The 13,873-nt window shown below is 72.4% G+C and carries 13 protein-coding genes, 1 tRNA gene and 1 pseudogene; 10 read left to right on the forward strand and 5 right to left on the reverse strand.

Annotated elements, in window-relative coordinates; genetic code table 11:
* From ACH4D3_RS05010 to ACH4D3_RS05020, 3 genes are all read left to right on the forward strand, one after another.
* Nucleotides 1-984 carry an ATP-binding cassette domain-containing protein gene (locus ACH4D3_RS05010; RefSeq protein ID WP_398316381.1) on the forward strand — a complete coding sequence of 328 codons (984 nt, stop codon included), beginning with the start codon at nt 1-3 and terminating at the stop codon, nt 982-984.
* 2 nt (nt 985-986) lie between these two features.
* Entirely contained in the window at nt 987-1,889 is a 903-nt protein-coding gene (locus tag ACH4D3_RS05015) for a sugar phosphate isomerase/epimerase family protein (RefSeq protein ID WP_398316383.1), read from the forward strand.
* Nucleotides 1,890-2,002: 113 nt separating this feature from the next.
* The gene (locus ACH4D3_RS05020; RefSeq protein WP_398316385.1) at nt 2,003-2,416 is read left to right on the forward strand and encodes a VOC family protein; all 414 of its coding nucleotides are present in this window, start codon (nt 2,003-2,005) and stop codon (nt 2,414-2,416) included.
* Between the two features lie 39 nt (nt 2,417-2,455).
* On the opposite strand, the gene ACH4D3_RS05025 is transcribed toward ACH4D3_RS05020, so the two are convergent.
* Nucleotides 2,456-3,460, reverse strand: a complete 1,005-nt coding sequence (locus ACH4D3_RS05025) for a Gfo/Idh/MocA family oxidoreductase (protein ID WP_398316387.1) — start codon at nt 3,458-3,460, stop codon at nt 2,456-2,458.
* A gap of 68 nt (nt 3,461-3,528) precedes the next feature.
* Nucleotides 3,529-4,694, reverse strand: a pseudogene (locus ACH4D3_RS05030) (phytanoyl-CoA dioxygenase family protein).
* A 127-nt stretch (nt 4,695-4,821) separates the two neighbouring features.
* On the opposite strand from ACH4D3_RS05030, the gene ACH4D3_RS05035 reads away from it, so the two are divergent.
* Entirely contained in the window at nt 4,822-5,868 is a 1,047-nt protein-coding gene (locus ACH4D3_RS05035; RefSeq protein WP_398316389.1) for a LacI family DNA-binding transcriptional regulator, read from the forward strand.
* 12 nt (nt 5,869-5,880) lie between these two features.
* On the opposite strand, the gene ACH4D3_RS05040 is transcribed toward ACH4D3_RS05035, so the two are convergent.
* Nucleotides 5,881-7,044 carry a Gfo/Idh/MocA family protein gene (locus tag ACH4D3_RS05040; protein WP_398316391.1) on the reverse strand — a complete coding sequence of 388 codons (1,164 nt, stop codon included), beginning with the start codon at nt 7,042-7,044 and terminating at the stop codon, nt 5,881-5,883.
* A 182-nt stretch (nt 7,045-7,226) separates the two neighbouring features.
* Here ACH4D3_RS05040 and ACH4D3_RS05045 point away from each other — a divergent pair, with 182 nt between their 5' ends.
* From ACH4D3_RS05045 to ACH4D3_RS05065, 5 genes are all read left to right on the forward strand, one after another.
* Nucleotides 7,227-7,877 carry a GntR family transcriptional regulator gene (locus ACH4D3_RS05045; RefSeq protein WP_398316393.1) on the forward strand — a complete coding sequence of 217 codons (651 nt, stop codon included), beginning with the start codon at nt 7,227-7,229 and terminating at the stop codon, nt 7,875-7,877.
* A gap of 101 nt (nt 7,878-7,978) precedes the next feature.
* The gene (locus ACH4D3_RS05050) at nt 7,979-8,731 is read left to right on the forward strand and encodes a PIG-L deacetylase family protein (RefSeq protein WP_398316395.1); all 753 of its coding nucleotides are present in this window, start codon (nt 7,979-7,981) and stop codon (nt 8,729-8,731) included.
* A complete protein-coding gene (locus tag ACH4D3_RS05055) occupies nt 8,728-9,435 on the forward strand; it encodes a 4-carboxy-4-hydroxy-2-oxoadipate aldolase/oxaloacetate decarboxylase (protein ID WP_398316397.1) in 708 nt (235 codons plus the stop codon). Before ACH4D3_RS05050 ends, ACH4D3_RS05055 begins: the two co-directional genes overlap by 4 nt.
* Nucleotides 9,432-10,547, forward strand: coding sequence for a 4-oxalomesaconate tautomerase (locus ACH4D3_RS05060; protein ID WP_398316399.1), 1,116 nt, complete (start codon nt 9,432-9,434; stop codon nt 10,545-10,547). Before ACH4D3_RS05055 ends, ACH4D3_RS05060 begins: the two co-directional genes overlap by 4 nt.
* Nucleotides 10,528-11,478, forward strand: coding sequence for a VOC family protein (locus tag ACH4D3_RS05065; RefSeq protein ID WP_398316401.1), 951 nt, complete (start codon nt 10,528-10,530; stop codon nt 11,476-11,478). Before ACH4D3_RS05060 ends, ACH4D3_RS05065 begins: the two co-directional genes overlap by 20 nt.
* 67 nt (nt 11,479-11,545) lie before the next feature.
* On the opposite strand, the gene ACH4D3_RS05070 is transcribed toward ACH4D3_RS05065, so the two are convergent.
* Nucleotides 11,546-12,523, reverse strand: coding sequence for a bile acid:sodium symporter family protein (locus tag ACH4D3_RS05070; RefSeq protein ID WP_398316403.1), 978 nt, complete (start codon nt 12,521-12,523; stop codon nt 11,546-11,548).
* Nucleotides 12,524-12,681: 158 nt separating this feature from the next.
* Here ACH4D3_RS05070 and ACH4D3_RS05075 point away from each other — a divergent pair.
* Nucleotides 12,682-12,755 (forward strand) — tRNA-Pro (locus tag ACH4D3_RS05075).
* On the opposite strand, the gene ACH4D3_RS05080 is transcribed toward ACH4D3_RS05075, so the two are convergent.
* Nucleotides 12,721-13,728 carry an SDR family NAD(P)-dependent oxidoreductase gene (locus tag ACH4D3_RS05080; RefSeq protein ID WP_398316405.1) on the reverse strand — a complete coding sequence of 336 codons (1,008 nt, stop codon included), beginning with the start codon at nt 13,726-13,728 and terminating at the stop codon, nt 12,721-12,723. The genes ACH4D3_RS05075 and ACH4D3_RS05080 overlap by 35 nt on opposite strands.
* Nucleotides 13,729-13,873 lie beyond the last annotated feature (145 nt).

The raw sequence follows: 13,873 nt of genomic DNA on the forward strand, positions 1-13,873 counted from the left end.
ATGACCAGCAAGACCCCCGCAGCCCCCGGCACCCACGGCGCCGTCCTGGCCGACCCCGCACCCGAGCAGGACCGCCCGCTCGTCGAACTGCGCCGGGCCGGCAAGTCCTACGGCAACATCCGCGCCCTGCACGGCGTCGACCTCACCGTGCATCCCGGCCGGGTGACCTGCGTGCTCGGTGACAACGGTGCCGGCAAGTCCACCCTCATCAAGATCATCTCCGGGCTGCACCAGCACACCGAGGGCGAGTTCCTCGTCGACGGCGACGCCGTGCGCTTCGGCACCCCGCGCGACGCGCTGGCCCGCGGCATCGCCACGGTCTACCAGGACCTCGCCACGATCCCGCTGATGCCGGTGTGGCGGAACTTCTTCCTCGGCTCCGAGATGACCAAGGGCCCCTGGCCCGTGCGCCGCCTCGACATCGCCCGCATGAAGCGGACCGCCGACGAGGAACTGCGCAACATGGGCATCGTCCTGGACGACCTCGAACAGCCCATCGGCACCCTCTCCGGCGGCCAGCGCCAGTGCGTCGCCATCGCCCGCGCCGTCTACTTCGGCGCCCGCGTCCTCATCCTGGACGAACCCACCGCCGCCCTCGGCGTCAAGCAGTCCGGCGTGGTCCTCAAGTACATCGCCGCCGCCCGCGAGCGCGGACTCGGCGTCATCTTCATCACCCACAACCCCCACCACGCCTACATGGTCGGCGACCACTTCAGCGTGCTGCGCCTGGGCACCCTCGAACTGAGCGCGGCCCGCGCCGACATCACCCTCGAAGCGCTCACCAACCACATGGCGGGCGGCGCCGAACTGGCCGCCCTCAAGCACGAGCTGGCGCAGGTCGGCGGCGTCGACGTGGAGGCGCTCCCCGACGACGCGGGCGCTGCGGCGAAGCCCGCCGCACCCGATACTGCCGACAGGACCGCCAAGACCGAGAGCACAGCACCCGACAGCACCGCATCCGGCACCGCCGAAGGGAAGGCCTGAGCATGCCCTCTGCCCTCGACCGCATCCGCGTCGGCTCGGCCCCCGACTCCTGGGGCGTCTGGTTCCCCGACGACCCCCGGCAGGTGCCGTGGGAACGGTTCCTGGACGAGGTCACCGAGGCCGGCTACGACTGGATCGAGCTGGGCCCCTACGGCTACCTCCCCACCGACCCGGCCCGGCTCACCGACGAGGTGACCCGGCGCGGCCTCAAGGTCTCGGCGGGCACCATCTTCTGCGGGCTGCACCGCGGCCCCTCCGAGTGGGACGCCACCTGGGAACAGGTCGGCCGCGTCGCCGCCCTCACCCAGGCCATGGACGCGAAACACCTCGTCGTCATCCCGTCCTTCTGGCGCGACGACAAGACCGCCGAGATCCTGGAGCCGCCGGAGCTGACCGGCGAGCAGTGGGGCCACCTCACCCGCGGCATGGAACGCCTGGGCCGCGAGGTGCGGGACACCTACGGCCTGGACATCGTCGTCCACCCGCACGCCGACACCCACATCGACACCGAGGAGCACGTCGAGCGCTTCCTCGACGCCACCGACTCCGGCCTGGTCAACCTGTGCCTGGACACCGGCCACTACGCCTACTGCGGCGGCGACAGCGTCAAGCTGATCGAGACCTACGGCGAGCGCATCGGCTACCTCCACCTGAAGCAGGTCGACCCGGACATCCTCGCTGGGGTGCGCCAGGGCGGGGTGCCGTTCGGCCCGGCCGTGCAGCGCGGCGTGATGTGCGAGCCGCCCGGCGGCGTGCCGGAGCTGGGCCCGGTACTCACGGCGGCCCAGGAACTCGGCGTCGACCTGTTCGCCATCGTCGAGCAGGACATGTACCCCTGCGAGCCGGACAAGCCGCTGCCCATCGCGGTGCGCACCCGGAAGTTCCTGCGTTCCTGCGGCGCCTGAGACGGGCCGCACCGGCGGGGAGCGTCCCGCCGGTGCGCCGCTCGGCGGGCCGTTGTCAGTGGCGCGCGTTAGCGTGCCAGCACTGACACCTCGTCCCGTTCCGGGAGGCACCCATGTCCTCGCGTCTCAACCCCTACCTCAGCTTCGACGGCGACGCCCGTCAGGCGATGGAGTTCTACGAGCAGGTGTTCGGCGGCACGCTGGCGCTGAACACCTTCGGCTCGGCCGGCATGTCCGACAGCCCGAAGGCCGAGCAGATCATGCACGGGATGCTGGAGACCCCCAGCGGCTTCACCCTGATGGGCGCCGACATGCCGCCCGGGCAGGAGCACCGTCCGGGCAACAACTTCTCGGTCAGCCTCAGCGGCGACGACGCGGCCGAGCTGCGCGGCTACTGGGAGAAGCTGTCCGCCGACGGCTCGGTCGACGTACCGCTGGAGAAGCAGATGTGGGGCGACGTCTTCGGCATGTGCCGGGACCGGTTCGGCGTCACCTGGATGGTGAACATCAGCGAGCCGGCGGGCTGACCGGGCAGCCCGCCGGACCGTGGACCCGTCGCTTGCGGCTCAGCCGCGCCGTACCTCCGCGATCGTCACCGGCCGGTGCTCGCGCAGCGACAGCGTGCACGCCTCGGCGATCCAGCCCGCCTCCAGCGCGTCCTCGACCGTGCAGGGCGAGGTGCGGGCACCGGCGACGACCTCGGTGAACGCGGTCAGCTCCGCACGGTAGGCGGCCGTGAAGCGGTCCATGAAGAAGTCGTGCGGAGTACCGGCCGGGAACGTCGTGCCCGGCTCGACCGAGCGCAGTGGCAGCCTGTCCTCCAGGCCGACGGCGATCGAGTCGTCGAAGCCGTGGACCTCCATCCGGACGTCGTAACCACGGGCGTTGTGGCGGCTGTTGGAGACCACCGCGATGGTGCCGTCGTCCAGGGTGAGGGTCGCGCCGGTGGTGTCCGCGTCGCCCGCCTCCCGGATGTAGTCGGCGCCGCGGTTGCCGCCTACGGCGTAGACCTCGCTCACCTCGCGGCCCGTCACCCAGCGGATCGAGTCGAAGTCGTGCACCGAGCAGTCCCGGAAGATGCCCCCGGAGGCGGCGACGTACGCGGCGGGCGGCGGCGCCGGGTCCAGCGTGGTCGACCGTACGGTGTGCAGCGGCCCCAGCTCACCGCCGCGCACGGCGGCCCGCGCCGCGGCGAACCCGGCGTCGAAGCGGCGCTGGTAACCGATCTGGACCGGCACGTCGTGGCCCGCGAGCGCCTTGAGCACCTCGACGCCCTCCGCCATGGTGCGGGCGACGGGCTTCTCGCAGAAGACGGGCACCCCGGCCTCGACGGCGGCCAGGATCAGGTCCGGGTGGGCGTCGGTCGCCGCCGCGATCACCACACCGTCCACACCGGCGGCCAGCACCGCCTGCGGCGAGTCCGCGACCTCGGCACCGAACCGCTCGGCGGCGGCCTTCGCGGCGTCCGCGAACGGGTCGGCGACGACGAGCGAGCCGACGGCGTCGAGTCCGGCGAGGGTCTCGGCGTGGAAGGCGCCGATGCGGCCGAGGCCGAGGATTCCGATACGCATGTGGTTCTGTGCTCCTTGCTCGTGGTGTGGGGTCCTCGTGCCGCGGCCCGCGCCCCGCACGCCCCCGGTCACCGGCTCTGTCGTCGTGCGTGGCCCGCCCGCAGCCGTGCGCGCAGCGCCTGCGGTGTCCACTCCTCGCGCAGCGCCCGCCGTACGACGTCCGCCTGGGAGGGCGGGGCCAGGCCGTCGACCGGCGGGTCGCGGTCGAGATTGGTCGGGAAGGGGTACCCCTCCGCGCTCGCGGCGACCACGTGCTCCAGCCACCGCTCGCCCGCGCCCTCGGCCTTCCGCCTCAGCAGCACCGGGTAGACGGCGTCCACCACCGCCTCCCGGTCCACGGTCTCCATGGCCCGGCCGAACGCGGAGGAGATCTGCAGCAGGTTGGCCATGCGGCGGATGCCCGCGGAGCGGTTGGTGCCCGCCGCGTGGAACAACGCGGGGCTGAAGAAGACCGCGTCGCCCTTGGCCAGCGGCAACTGCACGTGACGCGCCTCGAAGTAGGCCCGGAACTCCGGCAGCCGCCAGGCCAGGTAGCCGGGCTCTCGTACTTCTGGGAGTGCGGCAGGTACATCGTGGGCCCCGACTCCACGGGCATGTCGCAGTGTGCGACGGCGCCCTGGAGGGTGAGCACCGGGGACAGGCGGTGCACGTGCGCCGGGTACGCGGCGGCGGCCTCGTCCGAGAGGAAGCCCAGGTGGTAGTCGCGGTGCACGGTCTGGGCGGCGCCGCCCGGGTTGACCACGTTGATCTGGGAGGTGACCTGGTAGCCGGGGCCGAGCCAGGCGCGGGCGACCAGGGCCAGGGCGTCGTTGGCGTAGTAGTCGGCGAACGCCTCCGCATCGCGCAGGGCCGTCTTCTCCAGGGCGTTCCACACCCGGTCGTTGGCGCCCGGCGCGGCGAAGTGATCACCGGCGGCGGTGCCCGAGGCGCGCTGCACGTCGATCAGCGCGTCGAACACCGCGGTGGCCCGGTCGACCACCGCCGGGTCCGGAAAGGCGCCCTTGAGGACGACGATGCCGGGGCCGTCGGCGAGGGCGTGGACGAGTTCGGCCGCCGTCCCCGCGTCGTCGCGCAGCACTCCGGCGTCGTACACGGGGACGTTTTGCTCCACGGCGGCGGCCCGCGGGTGGGCGGCCGGGTCGGTCGGCCGCTCGACCAGTTCGCGGAAGGCGTCGAGGTCGCAGTCGCCTGCGGACAGCCGGGAGCGGTGGGCGGGGACGGGCGCTGCGGACATCGTCGTCCTTTCGCTGACAGGGGCGACGCGGTGCTGTCATTCTTGTCCTGACAAACGCGTCGAACAACCAGCAGGCAGCCATCAAAAACCCCTCAGCGCGTGCCGCGAGGAAGCAGAGGAGCCGGTCATGGGGCACCCCTTCCCGATCCGGGAGATCGCCCGGCAGGCGGGCCTGAGCGAGGCCACCGTCGACCGGGTGCTCAACGGCCGCGGCGGCGTGCGCGAGAGCACCGCGTACGAGGTCCGACGGGCCATCGCCGACCTGGACCGCCAGCGCACCCAGGTCCGGCTGGTCGGCCGCACGTTCATGTGCGACATCGTGATGCAGGCGCCGGAGCGCTTCTCCACCGCCGTGCGTGCGGCGCTGGAGGCCGAACTGCCCGCGCTGCACCCGGCGGTGGTGCGCTGCCGGTTCCACTTCCGCGAGACGGGCCCGGCCCGGGAACTGGCGGCGACCCTGGACCGGATCGCCCGGCGGGGCTCCCAGGGAGTGATCCTCAAGGCCCCGGACGTCCCCGAGGTGACCGCAGCCGTCGGCCGGCTGACCGCTGCGGGCGTCCCCGTCGTCACCCTGGCGACGGACCTGCCGGCCGGCCTCCGGGTGGCCTACGTCGGCATCGACGACCGGGCCGCGGGCGCGACCGCCGCCTACCTCATGGGCGAGTGGCTCGGCGACCGCCCCGGCAACGTCCTCACCAGCCTCAGCAGCGGCTTCTTCCGCAACGAGGAGGAACGCGAGATGGGCTTCCGCGGCGCCATGCGGGCCCGGCACCCCGGCCGGGCCCTCGTCGAGATCGCCGAGGGGCAGGGCCTGGACGCCACCCAGTACGACCTGGTGCGGGCCGCGCTCGAACGGGACCCGGACATCCGGGCGGTCTACTCGATGGGCGGCGGCAACATCGCCACCCTGCGCGCCTTCGAGGACCTCGGCCGCACCTGCGACGTGTTCGTCGCCCACGACCTCGACCAGGACAACACCCGGCTGCTGCGCGAGCGGCGCCTGTCCGTCGTCCTCCACCACGACCTGCGCGAGGACCTGCGCGAGGCCTGCCGCCATGTGATGCGCGCCCACGGCGCCCTGCCGCCCGCCGGTCCGGCGCGGCCGTCGGCGATCCAGGTCGTCACGCCCTACAACATGCCGTCCGACACGCCCTTCGGCACCGCGACCGGGTGACGCCCGGCGCCGTCACCCGGACGTCTCGGGGCCGACCCAGACGCCGTGCTCCGCGGACCGGGCCATCGCGTCCAGTACGGCCGCGCTGTACAGGGCGTCCGGCAGGGTGGCGCCGTACGGGGTGCCCTCCGCGATCGAGCGCAGGAAGCGGTGCGCCTCCACCACCTTCAGGTCGTCGTAGCCCATGGCGTTCGCGGCGCCCGGCTGGAAGGCGGCGAACTCGCCGTGCCCTGGGCCGACGTACACGGTGCTCACGGGCTGGTCCTGGTACTCCGTGCCGCGGCTGACGCGCAGTTCGTTCATGCGGCGGAAGTCCCAGAACACCGCGCCCCTGGTGCCGTGCACCTCGAAGCCGTAGTTGTTCTGCTCGCCGACGGAGACCCGGCAGGCCTCCAGGACTCCGCGGGCGCCGGAGGCGAAGCGCAGCAGGCAGCTGACGTAGTCCTCGTTCTCGACCGGGCCCAACTCGCCGCCCGCGGCCCGCGCGTGACCGGCGGTGGCGGCGGCCGGGCGGGCCCGCTCCGGCAGGAAGACCGCCGTGTCGGCGGCCAGCGACGCGATGTCGCCGAGCAGGAAACGGGCCAGGTCCGCGCCGTGCGAGGCCAGGTCGCCGAGCACCCCGCTGCCACCGCGCTCCCGCTCGTAGCGCCAGGTCAGCGCGCCCTCCGGGTGGGCGGCGTAGTCGCTGAAGAGCCGGATGCGGGCATGCGTGACGGTGCCGATCTCCCCGGCGGCGATCAGGTCACGGGCGGCCTCCACGGCGGGGGCGTTGCGGTAGTTGAAGCCCACCGCGCCCTGCACACCCGCCTCGGCCACCGCGTCGGCCACCGCCCGCGCGTCGTCGGCGGACAGGCCGACCGGCTTCTCCACCCAGATGTGCTTGCCCGCCCCGGCCATCGCGACGGCGATCTCGCGGTGCAGGAAGTTGGGGGCCGTGATGCTGACGGCGTGGACCCGCGGATCCGCCGCCACCTCGCGCCAGTCGCGGGTCGTCGAGGCGAACCCGAACTGCGCGGCGGCCTCCTCGGCCCGCCCCGGCACCTCCTCGGCGACCGTCACCAGTTCGGGGCGCAGTGCGAGGTGCGGATAGTGGTGGCGGACCCGGGCGTACGCCTGGGTGTGCACCCGGCCCATCCAGCCGAAACCGACGACGGCGACACCGAGTGCCTGGACCATGCGAGCCCCTCTTCGGACCTGTCCGTGATCTGTCCAGGCCACCCTCGGCGGGCTTCGCCATCATGTCAACCTTTTGACAGGACAAACTCGGCTCCGCCGAATCGAATAACGCCAACAAAATTGTTGACAATCCTGTTTGACTGGATTTACGTTCGACAGGCACTCACCCAGGGAGGGCAACCATGCCGAACCAAGCCCGTCCGGGCACCGGGGAGCAGGCCAAACAGCTTGCGCTCGGCCAGCTGCGGCAGGCGATCCTGCGCGGCGACATGGCACCCGCCCAGCGGCTGGTGGAGAACGAACTCGCGGAGCGGTTCGGCGTGACCCGGGCCAGCATCCGGGCCGCGCTGATCGACCTGGAGTCCCAGGGGCTCGTCGAGCGCATCCGCAACCGCGGTTCACGGGTGCGGGTGGTGACCGTGGAGGAGGCCGTGGCCATCACCGAGTGCCGCCTGGTGCTCGAAGGGCTGTGCGCGGCCAAGGCCGCCGCCGCCGTCGACGACGGGCAGATCGCCCGGTTGAAGGAACTGGGCTCGGCGATGCGCAAGGCCGTGGCCGACGGCGAGCCGCTGACCTACTCGGACCTCAACCACGAACTCCACGCCCGGATCCGGGAGTTCTCCGGCCAGCTGACGGCCGTGGAACTGCTAGAACGGCTCAACGCCCAACTGGTCAGGCACCGCTTCCAGCTGGCGCTGCGCCCGGGACGCCCGCAGCAATCCCTGAACGAGCACCTGGCCATGATCGAGACGATCGAGGCCAGGGACCCGCAGGCCGCCGAGGCGGCCGTCCGGGCCCACCTCACCAGCGTGATCGAGGCGCTGCGCGACTGACACGCACGCCGGAGACACGCGCCGGAGACACGCGCCGGAGACACGCGCCGGAGGGCACGGCACCGAGGCGGGCGCCCCTGTCCACCAAGGAGAAGTCACCCATGACGCACGGCAACGCGCCCGCCACCGTCCCCCGCTCGACCCTCGTCGTCACCGCGCACGCGGGGGACTTCGTGTGGCGGGCGGGCGGCGCCGTCGCCCTGGCCGCCTCGCGCGGGGAGAAGGTCACCATCGCGTGCCTCACCTTCGGCGAGCGCGGCGAGTCCGCCAAGGCCTGGCGGGAGGGCAAGAAGCTGGCGGAGATCAAGGCGCTGCGCCGGGACGAGGCCGAGAAGGCCGCCGCCACCCTGGGCGCCGAGGTCCGCTTCTTCGACGCCGGTGACTACCCGCTGACCGTCACCCCGGAGCTGACCGACCGGCTCGTCGAGGTGTACCGGGCCACCCAGCCCGACGTCGTGCTCACCCACCCGGTCGAGGACCCCTACAACGGCGACCACCCGGCCGCCAACCGCATGGCACTTCAGGCGCGCGTCCTCGCACAGGCCATCGGGTACCCGGCCGAGGGCGAGATCATCGGCGCCCCGCCGGTCTTCTACTTCGAGCCGCACCAGCCCGAGATGAGCGGCTTCCGCCCCGAGGTGCTGCTCGACATCACCGAGGTGTGGGAGACCAAGCGCAAGGCGATGGAGTGCCTCGCCGCCCAGCGGCACCTGTGGGACTACTACACCGACCTGGCCGTCCGCCGGGGCGTCCAGCTCAAGCGCAACGCCGGTCCCAACCTGGGCCTGGCGCACCGGACCATGGCCGAGGCCTTCATGCGCCCCTACCCCCAGATCGCGAAGGAGCTGGCATGAGCGGCGTCGTCGTCACCAACCCGCCCAGGGCCGCCGCCGAGGACGTCGAGGCACTCGCCGCCCACGGTGTGGCCACCGTCAGCGAGGCCATGGGCCGCACCGGACTGCTCGGGCCCGGGATCCGCCCCGTCCAGCAGGGCGTACGGGTCGCGGGCACCGCCGTCACCGTGCTCAGCTGGCCCGGCGACAACCTGATGATCCACGCCGCCGTGGAGCAGTGCGGTGAGGGCGACATCCTGGTCGTCACCACCACTTCCCCCTCCACCGACGGCATGTTCGGCGAGCTGTTCGCCACCGCGCTCCAGCGGCGCGGCGTGCGCGGGCTGGTCATCAACGCCGGTATCCGCGACACCCAGGAGCTTCGCGACATGGGCTTCGCGGCCTGGTCCCGGGCCGTCTCCGCACAGGGCACGGTCAAGGCCACCGGGGGCTCGGTCAACGTGCCGGTCGCCGTCGACGGCCAGGTGATCCGCCCCGGTGACGTGATCGTCGCCGACGATGACGGCGTCGTGGTCGTCCCCCGCGAGAAGGCCCGGCAGGCCGCCGAGGCGTCCGAGGCCCGCGAGGTGAAGGAGGCCGGCGCCCGCGCTGCCTTCCTGGAGGGCCAACTGGGCCTGGACCGCTACGGGTTGCGCGAGAAGCTGAAGGAACTCGGGGTCACCTACCGGTCGTACGAGGAGTACACCGCCGGGGAACAGCCGTGACCGGGCCCGAGTGCGTGCGCTGCACGCTGATGCGCGGCGGCACCTCAAAGGGCGCCTACTTCCTCGCCGACGACCTGCCCGCCGACCCCGCCGCCCGCGACGACCTGCTCCTGCGGAGCATGGGCAGCCCCGACCCGGGGCAGATCGACGGCCTGGGCGGCGGGCACCCGCTGACCAGCAAGGTCGCCGTGGTCTCCGGCTCGGCCGACCCGGACGCCGACGTCGACTACCTGTTCCTCCAGGTCGCCGTGGACACCCCCGAGGTCACCGACCGGCAGAACTGCGGCAACATCCTCGCCGGGGTGGGCCCGTTCGCCGTCGAACGCGGGCTCGTGCCCGCCGGTGACGCCGAGACCTCCGTACGCATCCGCATGCTCAACACCGGCGAACCGGCCGTCGCGACCTTCCCGACCCCGGGCGGGCGCGTCGAGTACGACGGGGACACGGCGATATCCGGCGTGCCCGGCACCGCCGCCGCGGTCGTCATCGAGTTCCCGCAGGGCACCGGCCCCCTGCTGCCCACCGGCAACGTCCGCGACACCGTCGCCGGAACCGAGGTGACCTGCGTCGACAACGGCATGCCGGTCGTCCTGATCCCGGCCGCCGCGCTCGGGGTCACCGGGCAGGAGACACCGGCGGAGCTGGAGGCGGACGCGGCACTCGCCGCACGCCTGCGCGAGATCCGGCCGGCCGCCGGGCACCTGATGGGCCTCGGTGACGTCGAGGGCGTCACCGTGCCCAAGCTGACCCTCTTCGCCCCGCCCCGGGACGGCGGCGCGGTCACCACCCGCACGTTCATCCCGGTGCGCTGCCACACCTCCATCGGCGTCCTGGGCGCCGCGAGCGTCGCGGCCGGGCTGCGGGTCCCCGGCGGCGTGGGGGAGGGCATCGCCCGCCTCGCCCCGTCCGGCGACCGGGTCCGGGTGGAACACCCCACCGGCTTCCTGGAGGTGGACGTCCGGCTCGACCCGGGCCCGCTCGTGGTCCGGCGTACCGCCGTCGTACGCACCGCGCGCAAGATCTTCGACGGCACTGTGTTCCCCCGGTCCGCCGCGATGGCACCGTTCCCCGCACAACGTCCTGGAGGCCACCATGACTCCGCCGCTCGGTGACATCGCCCACGTCGGCCACGCCCAGCTCTTCACGCCCGACCTCGACGCGAGCGTCGCCTTCTGCACGGACTTCCTGGGCCTGACCGTCAACGGGCAGCACGGCGACACCGTCTACCTGCGCACCTTCGACGACTACGAGCACCACAGCCTCGTCCTCACCGCCCGCGAGCAGCCCGGCCTCGGCCGCCTCGCCCTGCGCACCTCCGGCGAGGAAGCGCTCCGGCGCAGGGTCGCGGCCCTGGAGGCGGCGGGGCGGCCCGGCACCTGGGTCGAGGACGAACCGGGCCTCGGCAAGCTGTACGTCACCACCGACCCCGACGGGCACGAACACGCCCTGTACTGGGAGAGCGAGCACTACCGGGCACCCGAGGACCTCCGGCCCGCCCTCAAGAACCAGCCGCAGGCCAGACCCAACCGGGGCGTGGGCGTGCGCCGCCTGGACCACGTCAACTTCCTCGCCGCCGACGTACTGGCCTGCGCCGAGTTCCAGGAGCACCTCCTGGGGGCCCGGCCCACCGAGCAGATCCGGCTCGACTCGGGGAAGATCGCGGCCCGTTGGCTGACCTTCACGAACAAGTCGTACGACGTCGTCTACACGGAGGACTGGACCGCTTCCTCCGGGCGGCTGCACCACGTCGCCTTCGCCGCCGACACCCGCGAGGACATCCTGCGCGCCGCCGACCTCGCCATCGACACCGGCGTGTTCATCGAGACCGGCCCGCACAAGCACGCCATCCAGCAGACGTTCTTCCTCTACGTCTACGAGCCGGGCGGCAACCGCATCGAACTGTGCAACCCGCTCACCCGCCTGGTGCTGGCCCCGGACTGGCCGCTGATCACCTGGACCGAGGAGGAGCGGGCGAAGGGCCAGGCCTGGGGGCTGAAGACGATCGAGTCGTTCCACACCCACGGCACTCCACCGGTCGCATGATCATCGCTGAAATCGTCTCGTCGCCCAGGGCCGTACCGAGGAGGACCGCACCCTGGCCGGCCGCAGGTCACCGCCCCCGCCGCGACAGCCACGCGGCCACCACCGCGCCGGAGACGTTGTGCCACACGGAGAAGACCGCCGCGGGCAGCGCCGCCAGCGGACTGAAGTGCGCGGTGGCCAGCGACGCGGCGAGGCCGGAGTTCTGCATGCCGACCTCGAAGGCCATGGCACGACTGCCGGGCTCGCCCAGCCGCCCGAGGCGCCCAGCGCCGTAACCGAGGGCCAGACCGAGCCCGTTGTGCAGGAGGACGGCGACGAACACCAGCCCCGCGGCCGACTTGATGGCGTCGGCGCTGCCCGCCACGACGACCGCCACGATCACGGAGATCGTCAGCGCGGACAGCCAGGGCAGCGCAGGCAGCGCCCGCTGCACGTACCGCCCCGCGAGCAGCCGTACGACGACGCCCGCGACGACCGGCAGCAGCACCGTCTTGAGGATGTCCGTGACCATGGACCCGGCGTCCACCGGCAGGTACTCGCCGGCCAGCAGCAGCGTCAGCGGCGGGGTGACCAGCGGCGCGACCAGCGTGGAGACGGTCGCGACGGAGACGGACAGCGCGACGTCGCCGCGGGCCAGGTAGGTCACCACGTTGGAGGCTGTGCCGCTGGGCGCACAGCCCACCAGGATGACGCCCGCGGCGAGCTGCGGCGGCAGGTCGAGCAGGTGGGCGATCGCCCAGCCGAGCCCCGGCATGATGACGTAGTGCGCGACGAGCCCGAGCGCCACCGCCCAGGGGCGCTTCACGACTCCGCGGAAGTCCTCCGGGGTCATCGTGATGCCCATGCAGAACATCACGACGCCCAGCAGGTACGGCACCGCCTCGCTCCACCCGGTGAAGCCGCCGGGGAGCAGCAGCCCGAGGGCACCGGCCAGGAGGACGAGGACCGGGAAGACGGTCACGGCACGCCGCGCGGAGCGGTCGCCGCCGACGTCGTCACCGAGGTGTTCTTCGCGTTCGTTGTTCGCAGTACTTTCGGTTCGCACCGTGCGAGACAACGCCTGGTGGGCGGCCTGACGCAAAGACGTCTCGCGATGTGATCGTCCCATCCGGTGCGCCGCCGAGAAGCACGAGGCGACTCCGCCCCACCGCACGCATGGGGTAGGCTTGACCAGCGCGATCACGGCGAACCCGGATCGCACACCGGGACGTGGCGCAGCTTGGTAGCGCACTTGACTGGGGGTCAAGGGGTCGCAGGTTCAAATCCTGTCGTCCCGACTGGAGACAGTCGCAGATCAGGTCCGGTTTCGGAGGTGTCCGAAACCGGACCTTCCTTTCGGCGCATGGTCGTGAGCCGCTCGACGGTTTCCCACAGTTCCTGCTCGCGCCGCCGGTCGTAGGACTCCGCCGAGGACGGGGCGGTGCGGTCCCGGTCCACATAGGAGCCGCTGGGCGCCTCCGTGACGCCGAGGACGAGATCGGCGAGGTGACGCCCGGCCGCGGTGCGGCTGGTGGCGAACGGCGTGAGGGTCAACGCCGGCATGACACGCCGCATCGCGAACCGGGCGACCGGACCGGCGTTGCGGGCAAGGCCGGTGCCTGGGACGAATCCGGGGTTGTAGCCCACGGCGTCGACTCCGGCCGGCAGTCTGCGCGCGTACTCGTGAACCAGGTGGATCGCGGCCAGCTTACTGGTCGAGTAGGCGGTGCGTCCGGCGGTGGTGGTGTCCGGCCTGGGAAACGCGCCGGTGCGGGCGAGCCGGTCCGGGTCGGTCCAGACGGGTCCCGGCACCATACCCATGTTGTGCCTGAGATCCCCGAAGTGCGTGTCACTGACGGTGATCACGATTCGGGCGGGAGAGACGAAGCTGTCTTCGAGTGCTCGGACGAGTACGTGGTTGGCCAGCACGTTGATCGCGAAGGTGGCCTCGAAGCCGTCGGGCCCCTCAGTCAGCGCGTTCGTGTACTGCATGCCCGCGTTTCCCACGAAACCGCGCAGGGGCGGCAGTTCACCGCGAGCGAGCCGGCCGCTGATCCCGGCGGCGGCCGAGCGCACACTGTCCAGCGAACCGAGGTCTGCCTCGACCGGGGTGACGGCCTGCCCCCGCGCTCCCAGTTCGGCGGCCAGCGCGTCGGCGCCGCCGCGGGCGACGACGACCAGGTGCGTGTCCGGGGAGCGGCGCAGGATGTCCTGGGCCGCGATACGGCCGATACCGCGGCTCGCGCCGGTCATGACGACGGTGTGCTTCATGGGGGCCTCCTTGGCCGGTCAGCCGGTGTGCGCCCTACTGGACGCACCACCAATGTCTCCGGCCGCGCCGGGGACAACCAGGGCATGCTCCGTCCCGGGGACTGGCAGTACCCAGGCTGATCGACCCGCCAAGGGCGACAATGGA

Source organism: Streptomyces sp. NPDC018026 (assembly GCF_044327745.1).
In the GTDB taxonomy this organism is placed as follows: domain Bacteria; phylum Actinomycetota; class Actinomycetes; order Streptomycetales; family Streptomycetaceae; genus Streptomyces; species Streptomyces rubrogriseus.